Annotated in this window: 20 protein-coding genes; all 20 read right to left on the reverse strand. The window is 41.5% G+C overall.

Going from position 1 to position 22,849, the window contains the following annotated elements:
• Positions 1-133: 133 nt before the first annotated feature.
• The gene (locus G601_RS0116345) at positions 134-3,556 is read right to left on the reverse strand and encodes an ABC transporter permease (protein WP_207638064.1); all 3,423 of its coding nucleotides are present in this window, start codon (positions 3,554-3,556) and stop codon (positions 134-136) included.
• Between the two features lie 160 nt (positions 3,557-3,716).
• Positions 3,717-4,934: an ATP-binding cassette domain-containing protein gene (locus G601_RS25835; RefSeq protein WP_081673570.1), complete on the reverse strand. Its 1,218-nt coding sequence runs from the start codon at positions 4,932-4,934 to the stop codon at positions 3,717-3,719.
• A 148-nt stretch (positions 4,935-5,082) separates the two neighbouring features.
• Positions 5,083-6,051 (reverse strand): homoserine O-acetyltransferase MetA, encoded by a 969-nt coding sequence (gene metA, locus G601_RS0116355; RefSeq protein ID WP_026665994.1) that lies wholly within the window; start codon positions 6,049-6,051, stop codon positions 5,083-5,085.
• Positions 6,052-6,099: 48 nt separating this feature from the next.
• On the reverse strand, positions 6,100-8,124 hold the full coding sequence (gene ligA, locus G601_RS0116360) for an NAD-dependent DNA ligase LigA (protein WP_026665995.1): 2,025 nt from the start codon (positions 8,122-8,124) through the stop codon (positions 6,100-6,102).
• A 57-nt stretch (positions 8,125-8,181) separates the two neighbouring features.
• Complete coding sequence (locus G601_RS0116365; RefSeq protein WP_255346222.1) at positions 8,182-8,901, reverse strand: pseudouridine synthase; 720 nt, start codon at positions 8,899-8,901, stop codon at positions 8,182-8,184.
• Positions 8,902-9,041: 140 nt separating this feature from the next.
• A complete protein-coding gene (locus G601_RS0116370) occupies positions 9,042-9,884 on the reverse strand; it encodes an adaptor protein MecA (RefSeq protein ID WP_026665997.1) in 843 nt (280 codons plus the stop codon).
• A gap of 100 nt (positions 9,885-9,984) precedes the next feature.
• A complete protein-coding gene (hypE, locus tag G601_RS0116375) occupies positions 9,985-10,980 on the reverse strand; it encodes a hydrogenase expression/formation protein HypE (protein WP_026665998.1) in 996 nt (331 codons plus the stop codon).
• A gap of 34 nt (positions 10,981-11,014) precedes the next feature.
• Positions 11,015-12,061 carry a hydrogenase formation protein HypD gene (gene hypD / locus G601_RS0116380; protein ID WP_026665999.1) on the reverse strand — a complete coding sequence of 349 codons (1,047 nt, stop codon included), beginning with the start codon at positions 12,059-12,061 and terminating at the stop codon, positions 11,015-11,017.
• Between the two features lie 8 nt (positions 12,062-12,069).
• Positions 12,070-12,282 carry a HypC/HybG/HupF family hydrogenase formation chaperone gene (locus G601_RS0116385; protein WP_026490826.1) on the reverse strand — a complete coding sequence of 71 codons (213 nt, stop codon included), beginning with the start codon at positions 12,280-12,282 and terminating at the stop codon, positions 12,070-12,072.
• A 3-nt stretch (positions 12,283-12,285) separates the two neighbouring features.
• On the reverse strand, positions 12,286-14,664 hold the full coding sequence (gene hypF, locus G601_RS0116390) for a carbamoyltransferase HypF (RefSeq protein WP_026666000.1): 2,379 nt from the start codon (positions 14,662-14,664) through the stop codon (positions 12,286-12,288).
• Between the two features lie 3 nt (positions 14,665-14,667).
• Positions 14,668-15,216, reverse strand: a complete 549-nt coding sequence (locus G601_RS25840) for a 4Fe-4S dicluster domain-containing protein (RefSeq protein ID WP_081673571.1) — start codon at positions 15,214-15,216, stop codon at positions 14,668-14,670.
• 26 nt (positions 15,217-15,242) lie between these two features.
• The gene (locus G601_RS0116400; protein WP_026666001.1) at positions 15,243-16,328 is read right to left on the reverse strand and encodes a hydrogenase large subunit; all 1,086 of its coding nucleotides are present in this window, start codon (positions 16,326-16,328) and stop codon (positions 15,243-15,245) included.
• A gap of 40 nt (positions 16,329-16,368) precedes the next feature.
• On the reverse strand, positions 16,369-16,701 hold the full coding sequence (locus G601_RS0116405; protein ID WP_026490829.1) for an NADH-quinone oxidoreductase subunit C: 333 nt from the start codon (positions 16,699-16,701) through the stop codon (positions 16,369-16,371).
• Entirely contained in the window at positions 16,701-17,375 is a 675-nt protein-coding gene (locus G601_RS27250) for an NADH-quinone oxidoreductase subunit B family protein (protein ID WP_026490830.1), read from the reverse strand. Before G601_RS27250 ends, G601_RS0116405 begins: the two co-directional genes overlap by 1 nt.
• A gap of 11 nt (positions 17,376-17,386) precedes the next feature.
• Entirely contained in the window at positions 17,387-18,256 is an 870-nt protein-coding gene (locus tag G601_RS0116415; RefSeq protein ID WP_026666002.1) for a respiratory chain complex I subunit 1 family protein, read from the reverse strand.
• Entirely contained in the window at positions 18,256-20,193 is a 1,938-nt protein-coding gene (locus G601_RS0116420; RefSeq protein ID WP_242834438.1) for an NADH-quinone oxidoreductase subunit 5 family protein, read from the reverse strand. Before G601_RS0116420 ends, G601_RS0116415 begins: the two co-directional genes overlap by 1 nt.
• Positions 20,194-20,336: 143 nt before the next feature.
• On the reverse strand, positions 20,337-20,774 hold the full coding sequence (locus G601_RS0116425) for a MarR family winged helix-turn-helix transcriptional regulator (RefSeq protein WP_026490833.1): 438 nt from the start codon (positions 20,772-20,774) through the stop codon (positions 20,337-20,339).
• 173 nt (positions 20,775-20,947) lie between these two features.
• On the reverse strand, positions 20,948-21,235 hold the full coding sequence (minE, locus tag G601_RS0116430; protein WP_026490834.1) for a cell division topological specificity factor MinE: 288 nt from the start codon (positions 21,233-21,235) through the stop codon (positions 20,948-20,950).
• Between the two features lie 15 nt (positions 21,236-21,250).
• Entirely contained in the window at positions 21,251-22,039 is a 789-nt protein-coding gene (gene minD, locus G601_RS0116435) for a septum site-determining protein MinD (RefSeq protein WP_026490835.1), read from the reverse strand.
• A 44-nt stretch (positions 22,040-22,083) separates the two neighbouring features.
• Entirely contained in the window at positions 22,084-22,848 is a 765-nt protein-coding gene (locus tag G601_RS23770) for a septum site-determining protein MinC (RefSeq protein WP_051205955.1), read from the reverse strand.
• Position 22,849 lies beyond the last annotated feature (1 nt).

Raw genomic sequence — 22,849 nt, forward strand, 5'->3', positions numbered from 1 at the left:
CCCCTTTTCTGCAGATTTTTAAATCTGCTCATTCCTCTATCTTCGATATATTATATTTTAGCTTATTTATTCCATTTTGCGGCAGTTAATAGCTATTTTTCATAAAACTTTTATTTAAATTACGAAATGTTTATCAGTATTTCGTGATATCAGTTAATGGAACCTTTCCTACCTTCCTAAAGGCTATAGAATTTATCACTGCTGCAAAAACAAAGCAGCTTATGGCCGCCACAATCCAGGCCACAGGATAAACCTTGAGCACGTACATAAAGCCATTGGTCTCCATCATCTTAACACTCAGCATGGAAATCGGTATTCCCACGCCTATACCCAATATGATTCCTATAAAGGTTGTAACTATCACCTCTCTGGCAAGATAGCCTATGACCTGTCCGTTTGAAAAACCATTTACCCTCATGGTAAGGAGTTCTCTCATCCTTCTTAGTACAAGAATATTACTGAGATTAAGAAGTATCATGAAGGACAGGATAAATGAAAATACCAGTACAAGATAAACCACGATGTCAAAGAGGTCTATCATCGTCTTATTATCCTCTTTTATGCTCTCTGCTTTTTCTACAGAGGTTACTCCGTGGGTATTTTCCAGCGTATTGTAAAGAGCATCTGTGTCTTCACCTGCTTTGATCAGGTAGCAGTTATCCTCAGTTTCTTCATCAAACAGCTTTTCAAAATACGCTCTGGACATAAGCGCACTCTTACCAAAATACTGAAGATAGTTGCCCTCTACCGTAATCTCTGCAATTCTAAGATCATCCGTCACCATGCTAAGCTTCATTCCAGGCGAAAGGCCATCCTTTTCCATCATTTCCTCTGTAACAAGAATGCCTTCCTTTGGTATTGCTATTTCTTTTCCATCCGACGACCTTATCTCAAGGTATTTCTTAATTTCATCCTCATCATCAATAAGATAAACTAAAGTTAATGCCTGTTTATCATCTGTCTGCAAAACAGATCCCAATAAAAATAACGGATAATAATCATAGCTTTCTATTTTCTTAAGTACATCTCTTCTCTCATCATCGGTTATATCACTGCTTAATGCGATTTTTAAGTCATAATGCCATAGCTCATCTATCTGCTTATTAAGAGAGTCATCAAAGGCATTTTTCAGGGTTATACCAAGTCCTATAAGCATGCAGCAGGCGAGAACAATAACTACAGATATGACAACACGGCCCATATCCGTATAGAAATTACTTATTATCATCTTGATATATATACTTCCGGCTTCCTTCTTAGACGCCTTTGTTCTGGCCTTGTTCTGAGGCTCATTACCACTTAAAAGACCTGTTGCAGAGCATGAAATATATTTTTCACAGGACCATGTGACAACGAAGGTTGTAAGAGCCACCGCAATGACGAAGGCGATTACTATCGGGATCGGATTAGACGCGTGGACGAATTCTTCAAATACGAACATCTCCTTCATGGTGTTCAGGATAAGCGCCTCAAGTCCAAGACCTCCAACAACTCCTATAAGAACTCCGAACAAAGCTGCGGATACTCCAAAAAGAATATACTTTTTACGTATTTCATTTTTATATGCACCGAAGGCCTTTACTACGCCAATCTGCTTCTTTTGCTCCTCAACAATTATAGCTATTGTAAAAAAGCATACAATAACTGTAATTCCTCCAAAGATTGGCATAAACACAAATGTAAATTTTGTAAGTACATCTACGTTTGATTTAAGCTCTATGAAATTACGATTGGCTTCTCTCATCTGAACAAGCCATTCGCCGTCATTTTTCTTGGCGTCTTCTATTTCCGCCTTAGCATCAGCAAGCTTATCATAGGCTTCCTGTTTTCCATCTTCATATTCATCCCAGGCCTTTTTTAGTTCCTCTTCACCCTTTTTCTTCTCCTCTTCAAACTCAGCCCGCCCATCAGCCAGCTCCTGCTCGGCATCGGATAGCTTCTTTAAGGCCTTTTCCTTTTCTTCCTTAAAGGTCTTCTTGGCATTGGCTATCTCTTCAGCGCCTTCCTTTTTCTTTTCCTCAAACTCAGCCTCTTTATCAGCAAGGAGCTTTCTTGCTTCAGTCTCCTCTTTATCAAGCTTTGCCTGTCCATCGGCCAGCTCTTTTTTGCCCTGTTCAAGAGAAAACCATCCCTGATCAAGAAGCGTTCTGCCCTCGGCCAGCTCCTGTGCACCGGCACTTATCTTATCCTCCGATTCATTAAGCTGATCCTTTGCACCTCTAAGCTGTTCATACTGCGTTTCAAGGTCTCCATCATCCTCTGACATTCCCATCTCGTCAAGGAGCTGCTTTTTCGTATCTTCAGGGACCTGCTTCATGATATCAACCAGTACCCCAAATTTATCGATTGTGTTAAAGCCCTTGATAACACGTAACTGATCAATAACATAGTCATCAATTTCAGCTTCAGGGTATTCTTCCTTTGTATACTGCAAAAGACTTATGGCTGAATCAATATTCGTATCGTTTAAATATACCTCTAAGGATTGCAGTCCGCTGTCGTATTCATCCCAGCCCTTATTTAGTTCCTCTCTTCCTGCTTCAAGCTGCTGCACGCCATCAGCATATTCCTTCTCCTTTTCGTTTAATGTTTTCTCTGCATTATCAAGCTCTAAGAATCCCGAGAAGAGCTTATACTTTGCATCATTAAGTTCATCCTCAAGCTGCTTTTTTGCATCAGCAAGCTGCTGTGCTCCATCAGCAATCTTTGTATTGTATTCCTCTTCGCCCTCTCTAATTTTCCGCTCTCCGTCAGCAAGCTCATCCTCTGCCTTCTTCTTTGCATCAGCAAATTCCTTCTCACCATCCTCAAGCTCTTTTTCTGCATCGCCTATTTTTTCGTCAAACTCCTTCTGAGCATCTTCAATTTTCTCCTTGCCCTCAGCTAGCTCATCCTCTGCCTTTTTTACTGCCTTCTCATACTCCTTATCAAGGTCCTTCTCAAAATCCTTCTTCCTTGCTTTGGCGAGTATATCCGCATCCCTATCCAGCTCACTTTTTACAAGCTCAGCTCTGTTCAGGTATGATTTATCCATGGTATTGAAGTCATCATTTATGTCTGCATCCACAAGTATATTTGTGTAATCAAAGGAGATGTCTTCTGTATTAAAGGCAGAATAAGGCACAATACAAAAGCCATCCCGATTAGCTCCAAAATAATCAGGATGTTCTGCAATACCTGTAACTACAAATTTTTTCCGGAAAAGTGCATCCTCGAATCTGGCGCCGGTCATTTCGATAGAAATGGTATCGCCAATGGATAGCTGAAGATCATCAATAATTTCTGTGCTAACTGCGCACTCGTTTTTCTTTTGCGGAAGTGTCCCCTCTTTTGTATACGGAACGCTTATCCTCTCTGTAGCAGATATCACTTTCAGGCTACAGCTTTTTCCGTTATGCTTTGCTGTAGCAGGAAGATTCAAAAGCCCCTCTGCATCCTTTACCATCACATTATCTTTTATGGCATTAACGTCCGCAGCTTTTATTCCGATGCTCGAGGCAATATCCGCATCCTTAAAATGGTGCTCTTTAAAGTAGGAGTCACTTAACTTTTTCAATGTATGAACAGGGAAAAAAATGCCCAGAATGATCCCGGCACTTATTACGACTATTGTGACAATTGAAAGCCACGAAATAATTCTTTTTTTGATATTTCGCAGTGCATCCTTCCGCCAGGATTCTTTCATACTCCCCGCATCCCCTTAGTGTAGCTTTTTCCTACCAAACCAAATCAGCCGCATGCATCGGCCATGAATTTAACCTTATGCTGGCTATTTTACCGTTTTTCATATGAACAACGCGGTTAGCCATCTTTGCTATTTCAACGTTATGAGTGACCATAACTACTGTTGTAAGGCCATCCTTAATAATGCTTTCTATCAGCTGCAAAACCTCCTGTCCAGTCGTAAAATCAAGAGCAGCAGTTGGTTCGTCAGCTAGTATTATTCTCGGATTTTTGACTATAGCTCTTGCAATTGATACGCGCTGCTGCTGGCCTCCGCTCATCATTGAGGGGTAGTTATTTGCCCTGTCAGATAAGCCCACCATGTCCAGAGCTTCCTTCGAATCCCTGGGATTGTTGCATATCTCTGCAATGAACTTTATATTTTCCAAGGCAGTTAAGTTCGGCATCAGATTATAGGCCTGAAAAATGAAGCCTATATCATCTCTCCTGAACTTTATTAGCTCTTTTTCCGTTGGATGAGAAAAGTCCCTGCCATCAATTTTTATATCGCCCTCTGTAGGCGAGTCCATCCCGCCTATTATGTTAAGAAGCGTTGACTTACCGCAGCCACTTTCGCCAAGGATTACTAAAAGCTCCTTCTCATAAATATCAAGATCAACGCCCTTTAAAATGTTGATAGTCTCCTGACCTGCCTTATAATCTTTTTTCACTCCACGAAGGGACATTACGGTCTTTTTCTTTGTCTCAGATGCAGTCTTAAATCCCCTCTCATCGATAACCATCGCAGAAAGTCCTGCGAAAGCATGCAAGAGCGACAGATCATTATTCAGGAAGTCATCCTTCCCAACTCTGTTTATAACCTCAGCACAGCCCACAACCTGATTTCCAAATATCATCGGCATGAAGAGCACATTTTTTATATTGAGACCTGTGACTTCATCCTTTCCGCCGGGAAATCTTTTATCTGAAGCTACATCCTTAACCTCAATCGGCGAAAAACTTTCGCAGGCTTCACCAATTATTCCCTGTCCAAATTCTATATTAAAGCCGCTGACATTTTCATCCCCAACGGATATGACACTATAAATCCTCTTGCTCTCATTATTCTTAAGCCACATGATGCCGGTTCTTACTTCAAGAAGGTTGATCAGATCCTCAAATGCATCAGACAGAGCATTTTCCAGCTGCTGATTCTCAAGCGTCTGCATTAAGTTCCATAATAGATGAACATAATCAACCTTTGGTGCCATATAATCTCCTCGAAAACACGATATAATTACCTATTATCAATTATAGCAAAACTGTTTTCCGTAGTGTTGCAATCACAATTTTGTTAATTGTTTTTTAATTTTTTTGGCATTAAAAGGAGCTGCCATATCTTGGCAGCTCCAAAAATGATTATATAGATTCAGTTGTTAATTCTGAAAGTGCTTTATTCTTTCTCTCTTCATCAAGAATCTGTCCCCACTTGTAAGGTGTAGCCTGATATACATAATAATCGAGCCAATTGGAATAGAGATTATTACAATGTGAACGCCAGGTAAGTCTTGGTGTGTTGTCGGGATCATCATCCGGATAGTAATTCTCAGGAATATGTATGGGCAGATTCTTACTTAAGTCTCTTACGTATTCGTTGTGCAGTGTAAGTCTGTCATACTCGGCATGTCCCATAACAAAAATATTTTTACCATCTCTGGACATGCACAGGAATACACCTGCAACTGCTGATTCAGCAAGAACTACAAGGTCCTTACATGCATGTATCTCTTGTGAAGGAGATTCTGTATGTCTTGAATGAGGCATTAAGAACACATCATCAAAGCCTCTTACAAGCGGTACCTTACGATTTTCCACTCTATGCTCAAATAAACCAAAGAGTTTCTCTGAAAGAGGTCTCTTCTGTATTCCATAGTGATAATAAAGTCCTGCCTGCGCTCCCCAGCAAATATGGAAGGTAGAGGTTACATTTGTTTTAGACCACTTGAATATCTCGCAGAGCTCACTCCAGTAATCGACCTCCTCAAACTCCATCTGCTCAACAGGAGCACCTGTAATTATAAGGCCATCGTATGTGTTATCCTTAAGCTCTTCAAATGTATGATAGAACCTGTTCAAATGGTTAGGTGATGTGTTTAATGACTTATGACTGCTTACTCTCATAAATGATACATCTATCTGAAGCGGTGTATTTGAAAGAGAGCGCAGCAGCTGTAATTCTGTATCTTCCTTAAGTGGCATAAGATTTAGAATACAGATATTCAAAGAACGGATATCCTGATGCATAGCGCGGTTCTCATCAACCACGAATATATTTTCCTTTTCAAGAATCTCTCTAACAGGTAGATCATTCAAGATTTTAATTGGCATTTCAATATCCTCCTAAACTAAGCGGGTTATATACCCACATAGTAATTTTTATTTTATCAATTCTAAAAACTCAGCCTCATTTATAACCTTAATACCCAGATCCTGAGCCTTTGTTAGTTTACTTCCGGCTGCTTCACCTGCAAGCACCATTGTCGTTTTCTTTGAAACACTTCCGGAAGCCTTGCCACCATTTAAGGCTATAAGCTCTTCCGCTTCCTTTCTTCCGAGAGTGGGAAGCGTTCCTGTTACAACAATTGTCATTCCGGCAAGTTTATCAGATGCACCCTCAGCTTCCTTCACAGCCATGTTAACACCGGCATCCTTCATGCGAAGAATGAGCTGTCTGTTCTCTTCACTATGGAAGAAATCATAGAGGTCATTGGCTGTTGTCTCACCTATATCAGGCATTGATAAAAAGCCATCTACAGTAACATTAAACAACTCTGTAAGATCAGATATATGCTTCATGATTTCTCTTGCCGTAGCCTTACCAACGTTTCTTATTGCAAGACCTGTAAGAAGCATAACAGGATCATTATCCTTCGATTTTTCAATTTCTCCAAGCAGCTTATCGGTATTTTTCTCCTTACCGATAATTCCCTTCTGAACCATCTCATCACGGTAGTTCTTAAGATCGTAAATGTCCGCATAGTTCTTAAGATAACCATCCTTCGTGAGGGCCTCAATAAGAGTATCACCAAGTCCCATTATATTCATGGCATCTCTTGATGTAAAATATGCTATGGTTCTTGTAACCTGTGCAGGGCATGTAGGATTGACACATCTGATATCAGCCGTATCCTCCTCTCTTACAAGCTTATGTCCGCACACAGGGCAGTTCTCGGGTGCTTCATATACTTGCTCCGGCTCCTCAACGCAGCCGTTAAGCTTAGGGATTATCTCTCCAGATTTAAAGAGCTTATAGGCACCGCCTATTCCAATCTTCATATCCCTTATATAATCCTGGTTATGAAGTGTTGCTCTTGATACAGAGGTTCCACAAAGTCTTGCAGGCTTTCCGGTTTCTTTGTCATGGAAGCTTCCTGTAAAGGTGAGCTTTCCGGTTCTTCCGACATCAACCAGAATTTCGTCCATGACTACAACCTTTTCTTCCGGTGGATACTTATACGCAATATGTCCGCTGGAATACTTACTTCCTGCAGGAAAATCATCTCTCCATGTTGTATGGTCAACCTTAACAACAGCTCCATCAAGATCAAAAGTCAGATCAAATCTGTCATCGCCAATTTTATCTATAGCATCAATGACCTCCGCCGCCGTTTTGCATCTGCTGTGCTTAACAACAGGAATTCCAAGCCCCTCAAGGACATCCAATGCTTCGCAGTGGCTCTGCATCAGCTCTTCAGGGCCGTCCTGAACATTAAATACAAACATTCGAAGTCCGCGTTCCTTTGTTACGCTGCTATCAAGCTGACGAAGTGTTCCCGCCGCAAGGTTTCTGGGATTGGCAGCAAGCTTTTTACCAAGCTTTTCCTGCTGTTCATTAAATCTGTCGAAGTCCTCATGGGACATGTAAACCTCGCCGCGAAGCTCTAAGTATCTGGCATTGTATTTTATTTCTCTTTTTACATCGGGAATTACAAGCGCATTTATTGTGACGTCCTCGCCGATTCTGCCATCGCCTCTTGTCTCTGCAAGCGCAAGCTTCATATAGCCTGGCTTCTCAGGGTTCTCTTCATAGCGAAGTGTCATGCTAAGTCCGTCAATCTTATACTCAACAGAAAATTCTGCATCGGGATGCTTTTCATGGACCTTGTTAACCCACGCGGTTACATCTGCCTTGTCAAAGACATCCTCTATTGAGAGCATCGGCACGTTGTGAGTTACCTTAACGCCTGCTTCTCTCTTGGCAGTTCCGCCAACAATCTGACTGGGAGAATCCTTGGTTATGAGCTCAGGATGCTCAGCTTCCATCTTCTTTAATTCCTGCATCATCTGATCATATTCATAGTCAGATATCTCAGGAGCATCCTGATTATAGTAGCGATCCATGTGATAGCGGATTTTCTCCGCAAGATCGTTGTATTTAGATATTATTTCGTTCGTTGCCATTTATTTCTCCCCTGAAAACTATTTTATATTATTACGACATTAAAGTCTGTAACCGTATTATAGACCGGCCTCTTTATAGAGCTCTCTTAGTTCGTCCCCTTTAAGCTCCCTGTATTCGGAGTGATTTAAGCCCTTAAGCTCGATGTTTAGAATACGAACTCTTTTAAGCTTAACCACTTTATATCCAAAGGCTTCGCACATTCGCCTTATCTGTCTGTTTAATCCCTGTGTGAGAATTATTTTAAAGCATTTCTCATCTAGCCTTGTAAGCTTACAGGGCCTGGTAGTCTGTTGAAGGTCCTCCAGGTAAACGCCCTTTTCCATGCCCTTGATAAAGCTGTCAGTAAAACGGTGGTCTACCTCAACAATGTATTCCTTTTCATGTCCGTTCCTTGACTTCATCATGGCCTGAATAAGGTCTCCATCATTGGTGAGGATCATAAGCCCCTCAGAGTCCTTATCGAGTCTTCCCGCATAGGTAACCCTTTCACTGTAGTTAAGGTCCTCGATGATTGTTCTCTCGGCGTGCTCATCCCTCTCGGTACAAACAACGCCAACCGGCTTATTATACGCCAGAACAACCTTTTTGGATGACGGGCTTATCCTGTTATCATCATATAAAACCTCGTCGCCCTCAGTGACCTTAGTCCCAGGAAGTGCAACAATGCCATTTACCTTGATCCGTCCATCCTCTATAAGCTTGTCCGCTTCTCGTCTGGAGCATACTCCGCACATGGCTATGTATTTATTTAATCTGATTTCTTCTGTATTAGCCACTAATCATCCTCAAAAATTAGAATTTTTATAGCATAAGCCATACTGCCTACACCATATAGAATAAATATGCTAAAACGGAACGCCCTTCTGATGAAGTCGTCCCGTTAATAAACCATACAAATTCGCAAATAAACGAACTATTATAAGCTGCAAAGAGTCTCGATAGCAGTATCTCTTATAACAGTATCAAAGCTCTCATCCATGTGGCAAATCAGGTTATCCTTGGTTGTAACAAATTTACCGAACTCATAGCATATTGAAAATACTGCCGCAAAGGTCTTCGCATTCTCATCCTTCCTGTCAAATACCATGTAGTAGGTATTGCTTGAAGGATTTCTATACAGAGTGCTTCCCATGCTGATCTTGCCGGGAATCTGCTGGCAGAGTGCAATAACTGTTCTAAGATTTCTTATCTCAAATACAAAGGTCTTAAATCCGATCTGCTCCAGCTCTTCTCTTGCGCTGCTCTTATTAGCTTCAGGCTCGATTCTTGTACGTCTGGAATCTTCCTTTTTCTTAACAGGAATAGTATCACCATCTACTTCATTCTTATCAGCGTTAGCCTTCTCAACCATGTTCTTCACAGAATTAGTGAAGTCCTTAAGGCTCTGTAAGTATTCGCTGAGCTTGGGAATTCTTTCTTCCTCGGGAACATCTCCAAGCTCCTCAAGGAAGTTCTTAGGGAATCTGAGTCCAGCCTTCTCTGTAAGATTTTTAAGCATATCGGCAAAAGCGCCGTCTGTGTTCTCTGAAAGTGTAAGTGATATTGAGTGATCAGGAAGAACCGTGATCTGCATTGGTGTAAACGCACCCTGAGGCTTGTAATCAACCTCCTCTACAGCCTTCTCCATTACGTCATGAAGAAAATCCATGGCTTCCTTACTTTTATCAAAAAGATCCTCGAGCTTAAGTCCCTGCTCGTCCATATCATCTTCTGTGATTATGCAATTAATTGTGTCCTTATTAACTCTTGTAAACTTCATAAAAACTAACTCCGCGTTACATAAAAACTTGTAACGTTCTAAAACCTGACAACAACATATAGTGCATTATATCATAGTCAATTGCATTTAACAAAGAATATCAGCATATTCTGGGAAGTCCTTCTCCATAGAGGGGACCGATGAGTCTTTCACCGCCGATTGCAGTATGAAGAATCACACCATTATTATCGGATTTTTTCACCTCTCCGATTATAGCTGCCTGCTCACCATATTTAGAAGCTCTTATTATAGAAAGAGCCTTATCTGCGTCTTTTCCGTTAACAACGCATATCATCTTGCCTTCATTGCCCATGTAAACAGGATCAAGACCAAGCATCTTGCAAAAATCCCTAACCTCACGACTTACAGGAAGCTTATCCTGATAAAGATGAATCTCGCAGTCTGATGCTCCGGCAAATTCATGAAGAACTGTTCCAAGGCCGCCTCTTGTTACATCACGCATGGCATGAACATCTATATGCTGCTCAATAAGTCCTGATACCATCTCTGTAAGAGGAGCATTATCTGACTGAATGTTGTTTTTGATATTCATTCTGCCTGACAAAATTGCAGCATGATGATCACCGAGATTACCGGATACAATAAGAGCATCTCCGTCCTTACAGCCAGCAGGTGACAACGCAATTCCCTCAGGCATAAAGCCAACACCGGAGGTATTAATCATGATGCCGCCAAAATCGCCTCTCTTTTCAACAACCTTGGTATCACCTGTAACTACAGTAACACCGGCTTCCTTTGCAGTAGCAGCCATAGATTCAATGATCTTATCAAGGTCATCAAGATCCATTCCTTCTTCAAGAATGCATCCGCAGGTAATATATTTTGGCTTTGCACCGCTCATAAGAAGGTCATTTACCGTTCCGCAAACTGACAGTCTTCCGATATCTCCTCCCGGGAAAAAGTAGGGAGTTACAACAAAGCTGTCTGTTGTTACGGCAAGTCTCTCACTTCCAGGGACTACTGCTGAATCCTCCATCCTGTCGAGGTACTCGTTCTTAAAATGCTTTGCAAATATATTTTCAATTAGCTCAGAAGTGGAAGCACCACCGCTTCCATGTGCCATTGTTACTTTCATTTTTGATTCTCCGTTAACTTAAGATAAATATTCTTTATCTCTTCTTTCGTCCTGAAACATAATAGTTATAGCAGCTTCCCTCTGTGGAAACCATGCATGCACCATGTGCATCCTCAGGAGTGCATTTTTTCCCGAAAAGAGGACACTCATCAGGAGATATCTCTCCTGTCAGAACTCTTGAGCAGCTGCATCCGGGTGGCATATGATCCTCATCAAGTCCGTAGCTTCCGGCATCATACTCAGCATATTCTGCCTTAAGTCTCATTCCTGATCCGGGGATCATTCCCATTCCTCTCCATGAGGCATCACAGGGCTCAAAGAATTTGTCTACTGCCTTTGCAGCTTCCTCATTGCCCTTTTCACTTACCGCGCTCTTATAGAGGTTCTTAATACCGCTGTGGCCCTTCATTTTAACAAGAGCATAAATAGCAGTAAGAAGTCCTGCTCCTTCAAAGCCGGCAACCGCAAAGGGAAGGCCTGTCTCCTCAGAGAGCTCCTTGAAAAGATCCGATCCGGTAATAACAGAAACATGTCCCGGAGCAATAAAACCATCTACGTTATTAGTATTTTTACATACCCACCTGATTACTTCGGGCATGGTCTTAAGTGATGTTAAAAGCTTGAGATTATGTACATCAGCCTCTATGGCATTTTCAAGCACCATGGCATATACAGGGGTCGTGGTCTCAAAACCGATGGCTGCAAAAACATAGTTTCTGTCGGGATTTTTCTTGGCCATCTTCACGGCATCCATGGGTGAATAAAGCATCTCCACACTTCCGCCTGCTGCTCTTGCATCCGCAAGGCTCATCTTTGAGCCCTTCACTCTTATGAGATCACCAAAGGTGAGTACTGTGGTATTCTCAGTAAGTGAAAGCTCCGTCAGCTTGTCTATTACAGCCGTCACGGTAACGCAAACAGGGCATCCGGGGCCTGATATGAGATGAATCTTTGGTGAGAGCAGGTTAGGTATTCCGTTTTCGGAAATGGCTGCTGTGTGAGTGCCGCAGACCTCCATGAACCTCAAGTCCTCACCATCATAGTTTTTAAGTTGTTCTTTTATCTCTTCTAATTTACTCATAGATGTCCTTACAGATCCTCGATTTCCATGAACAATTCCTCAAGCTCATCAGCCTCTGCATCACTCATGGTCTGTATGATACAGCCTGCATGAACGAGAACTCTGTCGCCGACCTTAACCTTAACAAGGCCTGCTTCAGCTTCAACGATGTTTCCTGAAAAATCCACCGTTGCCTTTGTTCCGTTTAATTCAGTTACGCGTCCGGGTAATGCTACGCACATAATCTATTTCCTCTCGTTTTGTACTAACATGTTTGAAAGATAAATCTGACCGGCGCTTATTCCGCCGTCATTTGTAGGTAAAATGCGGTTATAGTATACCACAAATCCTTCGTTTTTTAAGAGCCTGTCACATAGATATAAAAGCACCCTGTTGGCAAATACTCCGCCTGAAAAGCATATACTATTAAGTCCGCTCTTTTCTCTTAAGCTTATCGCCATAGTTTTTACTGCATCAGCTATAGCCTTGTGGAAAGCGTAGGCTTGCTTCCCTATGTCTTCCATTTCTCTTAAATCCATGAGAGCTTTTAGCATTCCGGAAGTATCTATCTGCTTAAGCTCATTACCATCTTTGTCTTTTGCGTCAATTATATTTAGAGGTAATACGGGCTCATTATTTTCAGATAATGCCCTTTCAATGTATTCAGAGTAAAGATGCTCTTTACAATCGTCAAAGGCATATCTACTCTCTAAATATTCTTCAGCTGAATTCTGAAGCTTAATTGCACATTCACCCTCATAGGAATTGTATGAACAGATTCCCAATATGCAGCTTACTGCATCAAAAAGTCTTCCCATTCCTGAATTAGGAAAAGCATTTATGTTATTGGCAAGTGCTGCTTTTATAAGGGTAAGCTCCGAATCTGCAAGATCCTTAAGAGAAACCTCCAGTCCTGAGTCGATAAGGTGACAGGTTGCTGAAATATTGGCATTTTTCATCCCCTCATCCTGGCCCACAAATCTTACAGGCTTAAGGGAGCCTTCTCTTGAAAATTCTCCGCCTCTGCATATCAAAAATTCGCTGCCCCAGATAGTTCCGTCTGTTCCATAGCCTGTTCCGTCAAAGGATATTCCTATGCATTCTGTTAAGCCATATTCAGCCATTACAGAGCCAATATGAGCATGATGATGCTGAATATTTACAAAGCTTGTATTATCCTTATCCGCGCTATTATAAGCCTCCATAGCCAGTGCTGTGGAGTGATATCCCGGATGCATATCCGAGATTATTATTTTCCTATCTATATCAAGATTATCTGTCCTGAAAATATCATTAAAGTCAACGTATTCTCTCTTCTGGAATTTCAGGGCGCCATAGTCCTCTAAATCTCCCAGGTACTGACTTGTTATGATCCTGTCTCCATATCCAATTGAAAAGGTATTTTTCAGGTCAGCTCCAAATGCCTCGAATAAAGTCTTTTGATCTAATGCCTTATCAAGGAATACAGGCAGCGGAACATATCCTCTGGACCTTCTGATAAATCTTGGTTCTTCTTTTCCTTCGGAATTTCTGATAATCTGAAGAACAGAATCATCAAGAGGTCTTAAGATATCCCTCTCATACCAGATGATGCCATCAATTTTATCCCCAAACTTATCCCTGAATACTTCATCAGAGATGATCATGGGCTCACCTGAAATATTGCCACTTGTAACTATAAGTGCGCCTGTCTTCTCGGTAAGGAGCTTATGAACACCGCTTGAAGGAAGAAACGCTCCTATCTGTCTTGAATCACCACATACATTCTCAGCAAAATCGCAGCTGATTTTATCAAGTAGAACTATCGGTCTTGCTGAAGATGTAAGATATTCTTCCTCCATTTTTGAAACCATGCAAAGCTTTTTGATCTCAGAAACCGAGCTGAACATGATAGCAAAGGGCTTTTGCTCTCTTCCCTTTATTTCTCTTAATCTTTGTACACTTTCATGGTTATAGGGATTGCAGGCGAGCTGGTATCCACCTATTCCCTTAATTCCGACTATTCCACCGTTTTTAATAATATCTGCAGCGCCATCTATATCCAGATCGATCAGCTGTGGTCCGCAGCTATGACATGATATGGTCTGCGCATGCCTTCTTCTTCCCTTTTTGTATTCCTCACTGCACTCAGGGCACATCGAAAAGACGTCCATTGTGGTCGTCTCTCTGTCATAGGGAAGTCTTCGCAAAATACTGAATCTCGGTCCGCAGGAGGCACAGCTTATAAGTGGATAACCATATCTTCTGTCATTTTCATTATCCATCTCACTTAGACATTCGTCACAAATGCCTATGTCCGGAGGAAATACAGCCAGATATGATTTATCGAAATTTTCACTGCTCTCTACAATACGAAAACCGGAATAGTCCTTTAGACCTTCCGGTTCGTTTCCTTTAAGATATTCCAAAGATACGTTTATAACCATGCTTCCGGAGGGCGAGGAGGTTTTAAGCTCATTAACAAACGCGCTTATCCTGTCCTCATCTCCATCTGCAATTATCTCTACAATACCACCAAGATTTTTCACTTCTCCTTTGAGCTCATATTTAGTTGCAAGCTCAGCTACGAACGGTCTGTAACCTATTCCCTGTACAGCCCCCGTAACACGGATTAGTGCATTCATTTATTATTCGTCCTTTTTCTCAGGCTCTGCTGCTTTTGCTGCTGCGGCTGCTACCTGCTGTGCACCTGTAGGAGCTGCATTAGCGGGCTTTGCAGCGGGTGCTGCTCCGGCTGCGGGTGCTGCATTTCCTGCTGCAGCTGCCTTTGCTGCCGCTGCGGCTGCTGCACGCTCTTTTGCTGCCTTCATAAGAGCTTCTTGTGCTGCGATAGCCTTCTCAGACTGCTTAAAGGTCTTTGTAATCTTCTCAGAACCGGGCTCAGTGTAGTGTGTATCCATTGAAAGACACTTCTTAGGACAGTTATCTACACAGCTTCTACACTGAATGCAGCTCATAGGTCTGATTGACCAGGTCTTTGCATTCTTATCTACAGTGATTGCATGTGTAGGACACTTTATTGAGCAAAGTCCGCAAAGTACACAAACGTCCATATCATTTTGTACATGACCGCGTGTGCGCTCGGGGTAATTCTTAGGTTCAAAAGGATACTTACGAGTCGCAGGCTTTGAGAAAAGGTTTTTAATTACCTGTGTATTAAAATTTATAAGACTCAAATCTTCCTACCTTCTTTCTTGATTACTTAGCGTTCAGTACAACTGATACAAGGATCAATAGTAAGTACGAGAATCGGTACGTCAGCAAGGTCACAACCTGCAAGAACATCAACAAGTGCAGGAATATTAGCAAATGTAGGAGTTCTTACTCTCATACGATCTATGAACTTACTTCCGTTAGCCTTTACATAGTAGAGAGCTTCACCTCTGGGCTGCTCAATTCTAGCCATGTATTCACCGTTAGGTAACTGGTTAGGCTTAACCGGTATATCAACAGGGCCTGCAGGCATCTTATCAATACACTGACGCATGATATCAATTGCCTGATAAAGCTCTTTAATACGCACTTCTGTACGAGCATAGGAATCGCAGTCTGTGCTGATGATGGGCTCGAACTCGATGTCGCCATAAGCACAGTAGCCTGTTGATCTGATATCTCTTGCAATACCACTTGCACGAAGGAAAGGACCTGCTGTTCCAAGAAGGTCCGCCTTCTCAGGTGTAAGAATACCAACACCTACAAGACGGTTCTTAACTGCTACGTCATCAAAGAAAGGCTTACTTACGATATCGAGACCTTCCTTGATGCTGTCGAGTCTCTGACGGAAATCCTTAAGCATATCATCGGGAATATCACGTCTGAGTCCACCGATCTTCATGATTGAAAAGATTACTCGACCGCCTGTTGCAATTTCAAACATATCAAGAATCTCTTCACGAATTCTCCAGCACTCCATGTAAAGTGACTCAAAGCCGAATGCATCAGCAAGAAGTCCAAGCCAGAGCATGTGTGAATGCATTCTGCTGAGCTCTGAAAGCATTGTTCTTAAGTACTTTGCTCTATCAGGAACTTCAAGATCCATGATATGCTCAACAGCATCACAATATCCAAGTCCATGTCCAAGTGAGCAGATACCGCAAATACGCTCTGCTACATATACCATTTCATGGAAATCTTTTTTATCTACAAGCTTCTCCAGACCACGATGGATAAATCCAATGGAAGGAATAGCCTGAACAACCTTCTCATCCTCAAGTACCAGATCAAGGTGAATGGGCTCCGGCAAAACAGGATGCTGAGGTCCAAAAGGAATTACACTTCTAGTTGACATATGTTCTCCTCTTTCTACAATTGTTATTTCAAGGAAATGATTACTTAAACGGTGTCTCTATAGCTGTTCTATAGAATGAACCCTTATAGTCAAGACTGATCATCTGAATATCTATTCCGAACAGATCATGCATCTCGTTTTCATAAAGAAAAGCACAAGGGAATACATGGCTGATACTGTTTATAGGCTGATCTTCAGTAAGAATAATCTTAACCTGGCAAACCTCAAGTGCCTTGCCAAAGCTGTAAACAAGTTCGTAGCCTTCAGCGGTTCTTGTAGCGCACTGCTGCATAAGATGATAGCCATCGAATTTGAGTCTCTGAGCCTCGTCGATGATTTCTTCCGCCTTAACAATCTTTAAATCCATATTCATCAGGCGTTTCCTCCTTCATCTTTTTTAGGCGCTGCAGTCGCTGTAGCTGCAGGTGCAGGATTAGCTGCTGCAGCAGGTGCTGCGGGCTTGGGAGCGGGCTTTGCAGTCTGAGCAATCTTAGCCTCAGCCTGCTCACGAAGTGCTTCCTCTGTAAGTACTGCATCGTACTGAGTTGCAGGATCATAATCCTCAGCCTTCATACGTACTGCAATCTTACTGTAATCAACTGTGCAGTAGCCCTGCTTCATTGATTCCTTAACCTTTACTCTCTTTTCCTCAAGAATAGCAAGTGCCTTAACAACACCATCAATAAGTGCCTCAGGTCTTACAGCACATCCGGGAACATATACATCAACCGGAACAACCTTGTCTGAACCACCAAGGATGTTGTAGCACTCCTTGAAGATACCACCATCGCATGAGCAGATACCGCAGGCAATAACTACCTTCGGATCAGGCATCTGATTATACAGCTGTCTGACAACCGGTGCGGTCTGTGCGTTGATACCACCTGTAAGAAGAAGGATATCAGCATGCTTGGGGTTACCTGTATTTATAATTCCGAATCTCTCTACATCATAAAGAGGAGTCATTGTTGCAAGAACCTCAATATCACATCCGTTGCAACTGGATCCATCATAATGTAATACCCAGGGTGATTTTGAAATTTTCATAGTTTCTCCTTTTATTTACCAATTACACTTAAGATAAGAAGATTGGTTCCTGCTGTTACAAGGATCACAACCCAGCTTGAAACAAGCATTGCCATGTATTTAACACGAGGAAATACATTATCAATCAGTGTCTCCATAAGATAGAAAATCACACAAGCGATAAGAGCCCAAACAATACTAATAGGATTCTTGTAGATGAAGAACATTGCTACGATACCCATCATAAGTACTTCGTCATACCACTCTGCTATCTCGTAAAGCGCAAGGTTTGTACCAGAGATATCAGATGTAAGACCCTTAACCATCTCCTGGTGTGCGTGATGTGATGTACTCATGTCAAAAGGAGATTTTCTGAATTTAATTGTAAGGATGAATAAAAATCCAATAAGCATACCGGGAATCTTGCAGATTGCAGGGTTAGCTGCCTGTACAAGGTCATTAACCATGAAGCTTCCGTTTGCCTCGTAGAAGCCGATAGCAACAAGAAGAATCATAGGCTCATAACACATCATCTGTAAGAGCTCACGGTTTGCACCAAGTGCACTGTAAGGTCCGTTGGTTGAATAAGCAGCAAGTACCATCATAACCTCTGACATAGACAGAGCGAAGAATACAAGCAGCATATCGCCACCGGCAAAGAAAAGTGCACCTGTGAAAATTGTAAATATTGTGTAAGCGATTACAAAGAGAACCTGGATACTGTTAACAACAGTCGTCTGCTTTGCAAGAAGCTTGTACACATCATAAAACGGCTGAAGAAGCGGCGGTCCCTGTCTTCTCTGCATACGAGCAGAAACAACACGGTCGATACCTTCCATCAGGCCTCCGATAATCGGAGCAAGTAAAATATAAAGAACTACTTTAATAATTATCGCTGTCATCAGAAAGCACCTCCGCATACAATAATCAGCATTACGATCACGATAATCGCAGAGATCACAATACTGGGTGCAAGAAGTTTATCCTCGCCGAAATAATCTGTCATGTACCAGTTGGACATGTAGAGAGGTCTCTCCTTACCAAATGAATCGATAAAGTGACGGTCATCTCCAGCATTAACACCGGCTACGTATGACATTGTCATCTTACTTTTCTTACCGATAGCAAGTATTCTGCTTCCGATCGGAATAGCAAATATCATAGCTACCATGATCATCATGATGATGACATCGGAACCACCAATTACATTCGGAATGTTCTTGTGGAATGCCTCGTTAAGGATAGGCTGTACCATGATGTCTGACATCTTAGGGAATGCAAAGCACATTACAATGATCATGCATGTAAGAGGTACAAGTGAAATCATCTCACTCTTGGGAGTGATGTCCTCAAGCTCATATGACTGATGGATTACAGTACAGATCTTTCCAAGCCATTTTGCCCAGTAGAAAAGTGTTGAACCTGAACCAAATACAAGGAAAAGAACAAGCCATACTGAATTTGAATCAACGAAGGACTTAAGTGCTGCCCACTTTGATACAAGCATTCCAAAAGGAGCCATGAACATACCGCAAATACCAATGATCATGATAAATGCAAGCTTGGGAAGCTTGATGATAAGACCATGCATATCCTCAACATCTCTGCTGTGCATGCAGTTCTCAATATCACCGACTGTCTGGAACAGAAGTGACTTGGAAACAGCGTGGAAAAGAATGAGCATTGTTGCTGCCCATACACCCTCTGTTGTACCTGTTCCTGCGCAGGCTGTGATAAGACCAAGGTTTGAAATTGTTGAATAAGCAAGCACCTTTTTACCATCACTAACAGTAATTGCAAGAAGTGATGCTGCGAAGAATGTAAATCCTCCGATAACGGTGATCATAATTCCTGTGAACTGTCCCTTGAACATAGGAGACAATCTTATAAGCATGTACACACCGATCTTAACCATGGTTGCTGAGTGAAGAAGTGCACTACTGGGAGTAGGCGCAACCATCGCTCCAAGAAGCCATCTTGAGAACGGGAACTGAGCGCTCTTGGTAAGAGCTGCAAAAGCAATCAGTGTAACAGGAATCATAATAAGCTTGTTCTGTCTGGGAACAATTGCTGTGAGCTGGCTAAGGTTAGAAATCTTGAAGAAAAGATTGCCATAAAGAAGCGCAGCTGCAAATCCGCATCCTCCGAGAAGGTTCATCCAAAGAGCTCTGAAGCTGTTGTTAATTGCCTCTTCTGTTCTTGTGTAACCTATAAGAAGGAATGAGCAGACACTGGTAATCTCCCAGAAGAAATAAATCCAGCCGAGATTATCAGAAACAATAAGACCAAACATAGCTCCAATGAACACAAAGAGAAGTGCCAGGAAATAGTTTGATCTGTCCTCAACATCAGTGTGATGATTGTGGTAGTCCTTCATGTAGCCGACTGCATAAATGCAGATAAGGATACCAACTATACCAACGATAAGGATCATTACCGCAGAAAGGAAATCCACTCTTAAATGAGCATTGCCTTCAACGGCATAGCCTGAGAGATCCATAGCAAGAACAGGAATTGTTCCTATCATGGACAAAAGTATCGCGTAATATTTTTTATACTTAATACTCAGGAAAATTACGACACACATAAGAAGGATCTCTCCTCCCATTATGATATGGTCGTGGGGAGCAGTCGCAGTCAGATAAGTATTGTGAGTAGTTCCCTTCATAGAAAGAACTCTGATACCAACCATGATAGCAGTAGCCATAACGCTGAAGCCACCTACGATTGCAACGAAATTACGCAGTAGTGATGAATTCCTTATGCAGAACATGAGAACTGCAATTACAAAAGGAAAAAGAATAAGGAAACTCACTGCTTTAAGAATTGAAATAGTCAAGGAATCTCCACCCCTTTCAGGATAAATTTATTAGGCAAACTAATTGTATAAAATACACAAAAGACGCCTTACATATACTACCACAAAATGTTTTAATTTTCATAAAAAATTGTTATAAAAAAAACAAATTATTTATAAAAATTTTATCGCACATTATCTATTACCATATACAGTAATCTGTAAAGCTCTTTTGCATCTTTTTCAGAGAGTTTTACACAGCTTCCAATCTTTGCCGGAATCTCTTTTGCCTTTTCCTTAAGAGCCTCTCCTTCCTTGGTTATGGAGACAAGAAGATTTCTCTCATCAGACTTAGATCTTGTACGCTTCAAATATCCCTTGCTCTCAAGTTTCTTAAGAACAGGAGTAAGCGTACCTGAATCAAGGTAAAGATACTCTCCAAGTGTCTTTACGTTCATCTCCTTCTTCTCCCATAAAACCATCATAGTGATGTACTGGGTGTATGTGAGATCCACTTTATCAAGAAAAGGCTTATACGCCCTTATGATCTCCTTTGAACACGCATAAAGCGGAAAGCACAGCTGATTCTCCAATTTTAATGAATCATAATTATCACAACCCATATTTCCCTCCTAGATCATATTAAAAATAAATATAACTTATAAATTGTACACAATAATACTACATTATGTATAATATCACAAAATAAGATTATTTCAATGATTTTAATAAATATATAATCAAAATTTAAATGTTTTATCCCAAATTAAAAGGATGCTCTCGCATCCTTTCATTATTACTCTTTAATTGTATGCTTCATATTGCGAATCGGAATATTCGCGTAAAGCGCAGGAACACTCTTATTGTCCGTGTCAGCGCCCTCTGTATCCATCTGTGTAAACTTGATATCAAGACCTGCCTGATCAACCTCAACATACTTTGAAAGCACCTCAAGTATGTCGTTTTTGATTCGTTCCATTATTTCAGGATTACAGCTCTGCCTGTCTGAAACAAGTACAAGCTTAAGACGGTCCTTGGCTGCCTGACTAGAGGACTTTTTCTTAAAAATATCAGTCAGTTTCATGGCATTTCCCCCTTATCACCTACGAAATACGTTTGCGATAGCTGCGAAAAAGCCCTTTTTGTCCTCGAGATTGAGGAAAGGAACTGATTCACCAAGTATTCTGCGGCAAATGTTCATGTACGCCTGTCCTGCAAGTGAGCTGTCTCCAGCGAGCGGCTCACCATTATTAGTTGCTATTACAATGCTCTCATCATCAGGTACTACACCTAAGAGCTCAACTGCAAGGATATCGATTACATCCTCAGCGCTCATCATATCTCCGCGCTTTACCATATCTGGACGAAGTCTGTTAACTATAAGCTGAGTCTTGCCAATCTCATTAGCTTCAAGAAGTCCGATAATTCTGTCAGCATCACGAACTGCAGAAACCTCAGGAGTTGTTACAACTATAGCTCTCTCAGCACCGGCAATAGCATTCTTAAATCCCTGTTCAATACCGGCAGGGCAATCCATGATTACATAGTCGAATTCCTGCTTGAGTTCATCTGCCAGCTTCTTCATCTGGTCAGGAGTTACACTGGTCTTATCCTTTGTCTGAGCAGCAGGTAAAAGGAAGAGTGAATCAAATCTCTTATCTCTTATCATAGCCTGCTTAACCTTGCAGCTCCCCTCAACTACATCTACAAGATTGTATACGATGCGGTTCTCAAGTCCCATAACCACATCAAGATTTCTAAGGCCTATATCGGTGTCGATCAAAACTACCTTTTTGTTAAGCTTAGCAAGGCCTGTTCCGATATTAGCCGTAGTTGTTGTTTTTCCGACTCCGCCTTTGCCGGAAGTTACTACTATTACTTCTCCCATTCTATCCTCCGTAATTTTTTTATAGAAAAACTCTTGCCTTTTTTCTATACAAATCGATTATCGCGCAAAAATGCTGCGCCGTAAACATCTTTTACAATATGACCGTTCAAAATATATGCGACTTCAGTGCTTTTTTCCTTCTGAGTTTTAATAAATTTCCTGGTCTTTATCCTTGGTCCCTCATCAGAATCAGGTGAGATGGCTATTGTATTTGCTATCCTAACCTGCAAGGGATTAAATTCAAGTGCCATTACAAAAGCTGTCTCATCACCGGTAGCTCCGGCATAAGCGCTTCCTCGTAATGATCCCATTACAAATATACTTCCATCTGATGTGATTGAAGCACCCGGTTTAATATCTCCAAGTACAATAACACTTTTATCATATGTGACAGATTGCCCTGATCTCAGATTACCTGTATAAATTGCAGCCTGATCTTTGGCAGCCTGGATATTATCTTCGTTTATTATTTCTTCTTCAGTTTCATCACTTACCTGCTTTTCTTCCTCAACCGGTGTCTCAGGCTGTTTTACATAGCTGGCAAAAATCCTGTCTGTTACAGGATCCTCTCTCAGCACACAGGTAACGTTAATATCACAATTGTCAGAAATAGCTTTGAGGATCTCATTTTCCTCTTTATCATAAAGAATTCTGCCTCTAATTATCATCCCCATAGAGGCTTTGCCCAGAAATGAGCGTGATTCCCGAAACTTTTCCGCAACCTCAGCAATAAGGAGGTCAAATGAAATCTTCGGATCCAATTCTAGAATAATTCCGGTACCGGTTCCCTTAAGATTAACCAATCCCATT

This window comes from Butyrivibrio sp. FC2001 (assembly GCF_000424125.1).
In the GTDB taxonomy this organism is placed as follows: domain Bacteria; phylum Bacillota; class Clostridia; order Lachnospirales; family Lachnospiraceae; genus Butyrivibrio.

Bases quoted from the DNA above. Each gene is read 5' to 3' on its own strand.
- G601_RS25835 (WP_081673570.1), bottom strand. From the start codon at position 4,934: ATGGCACCAAAGGTTGATTATGTTCATCTATTATGGAACTTAATGCAG.
- metA (WP_026665994.1), bottom strand. From the start codon at position 6,051: ATGCCAATTAAAATCTTGAATGATCTACCTGTTAGAGAGATTCTTGAA.
- ligA (WP_026665995.1), bottom strand. From the start codon at position 8,124: ATGGCAACGAACGAAATAATATCTAAATACAACGATCTTGCGGAGAAA.
- G601_RS0116370 (WP_026665997.1), bottom strand. From the start codon at position 9,884: ATGAAGTTTACAAGAGTTAATAAGGACACAATTAATTGCATAATCACA.
- hypE (WP_026665998.1), bottom strand. From the start codon at position 10,980: ATGAAAGTAACAATGGCACATGGAAGCGGTGGTGCTTCCACTTCTGAG.
- hypD (WP_026665999.1), bottom strand. From the start codon at position 12,061: ATGAGTAAATTAGAAGAGATAAAAGAACAACTTAAAAACTATGATGGT.
- G601_RS0116385 (WP_026490826.1), bottom strand. From the start codon at position 12,282: ATGTGCGTAGCATTACCCGGACGCGTAACTGAATTAAACGGAACAAAG.
- hypF (WP_026666000.1), bottom strand. From the start codon at position 14,664: ATGAATGCACTAATCCGTGTTACGGGGGCTGTACAGGGAATAGGTTAC.
- G601_RS0116400 (WP_026666001.1), bottom strand. From the start codon at position 16,328: ATGTCAACTAGAAGTGTAATTCCTTTTGGACCTCAGCATCCTGTTTTG.
- G601_RS0116405 (WP_026490829.1), bottom strand. From the start codon at position 16,701: ATGAATATGGATTTAAAGATTGTTAAGGCGGAAGAAATCATCGACGAG.
- G601_RS27250 (WP_026490830.1), bottom strand. From the start codon at position 17,375: ATGAAAATTTCAAAATCACCCTGGGTATTACATTATGATGGATCCAGT.
- G601_RS0116415 (WP_026666002.1), bottom strand. From the start codon at position 18,256: ATGACAGCGATAATTATTAAAGTAGTTCTTTATATTTTACTTGCTCCG.
- G601_RS0116425 (WP_026490833.1), bottom strand. From the start codon at position 20,774: ATGGGTTGTGATAATTATGATTCATTAAAATTGGAGAATCAGCTGTGC.
- minE (WP_026490834.1), bottom strand. From the start codon at position 21,235: ATGAAACTGACTGATATTTTTAAGAAAAAGTCCTCTAGTCAGGCAGCC.
- minD (WP_026490835.1), bottom strand. From the start codon at position 22,039: ATGGGAGAAGTAATAGTAGTAACTTCCGGCAAAGGCGGAGTCGGAAAA.
- G601_RS23770 (WP_051205955.1), bottom strand. From the start codon at position 22,848: ATGGGATTGGTTAATCTTAAGGGAACCGGTACCGGAATTATTCTAGAA.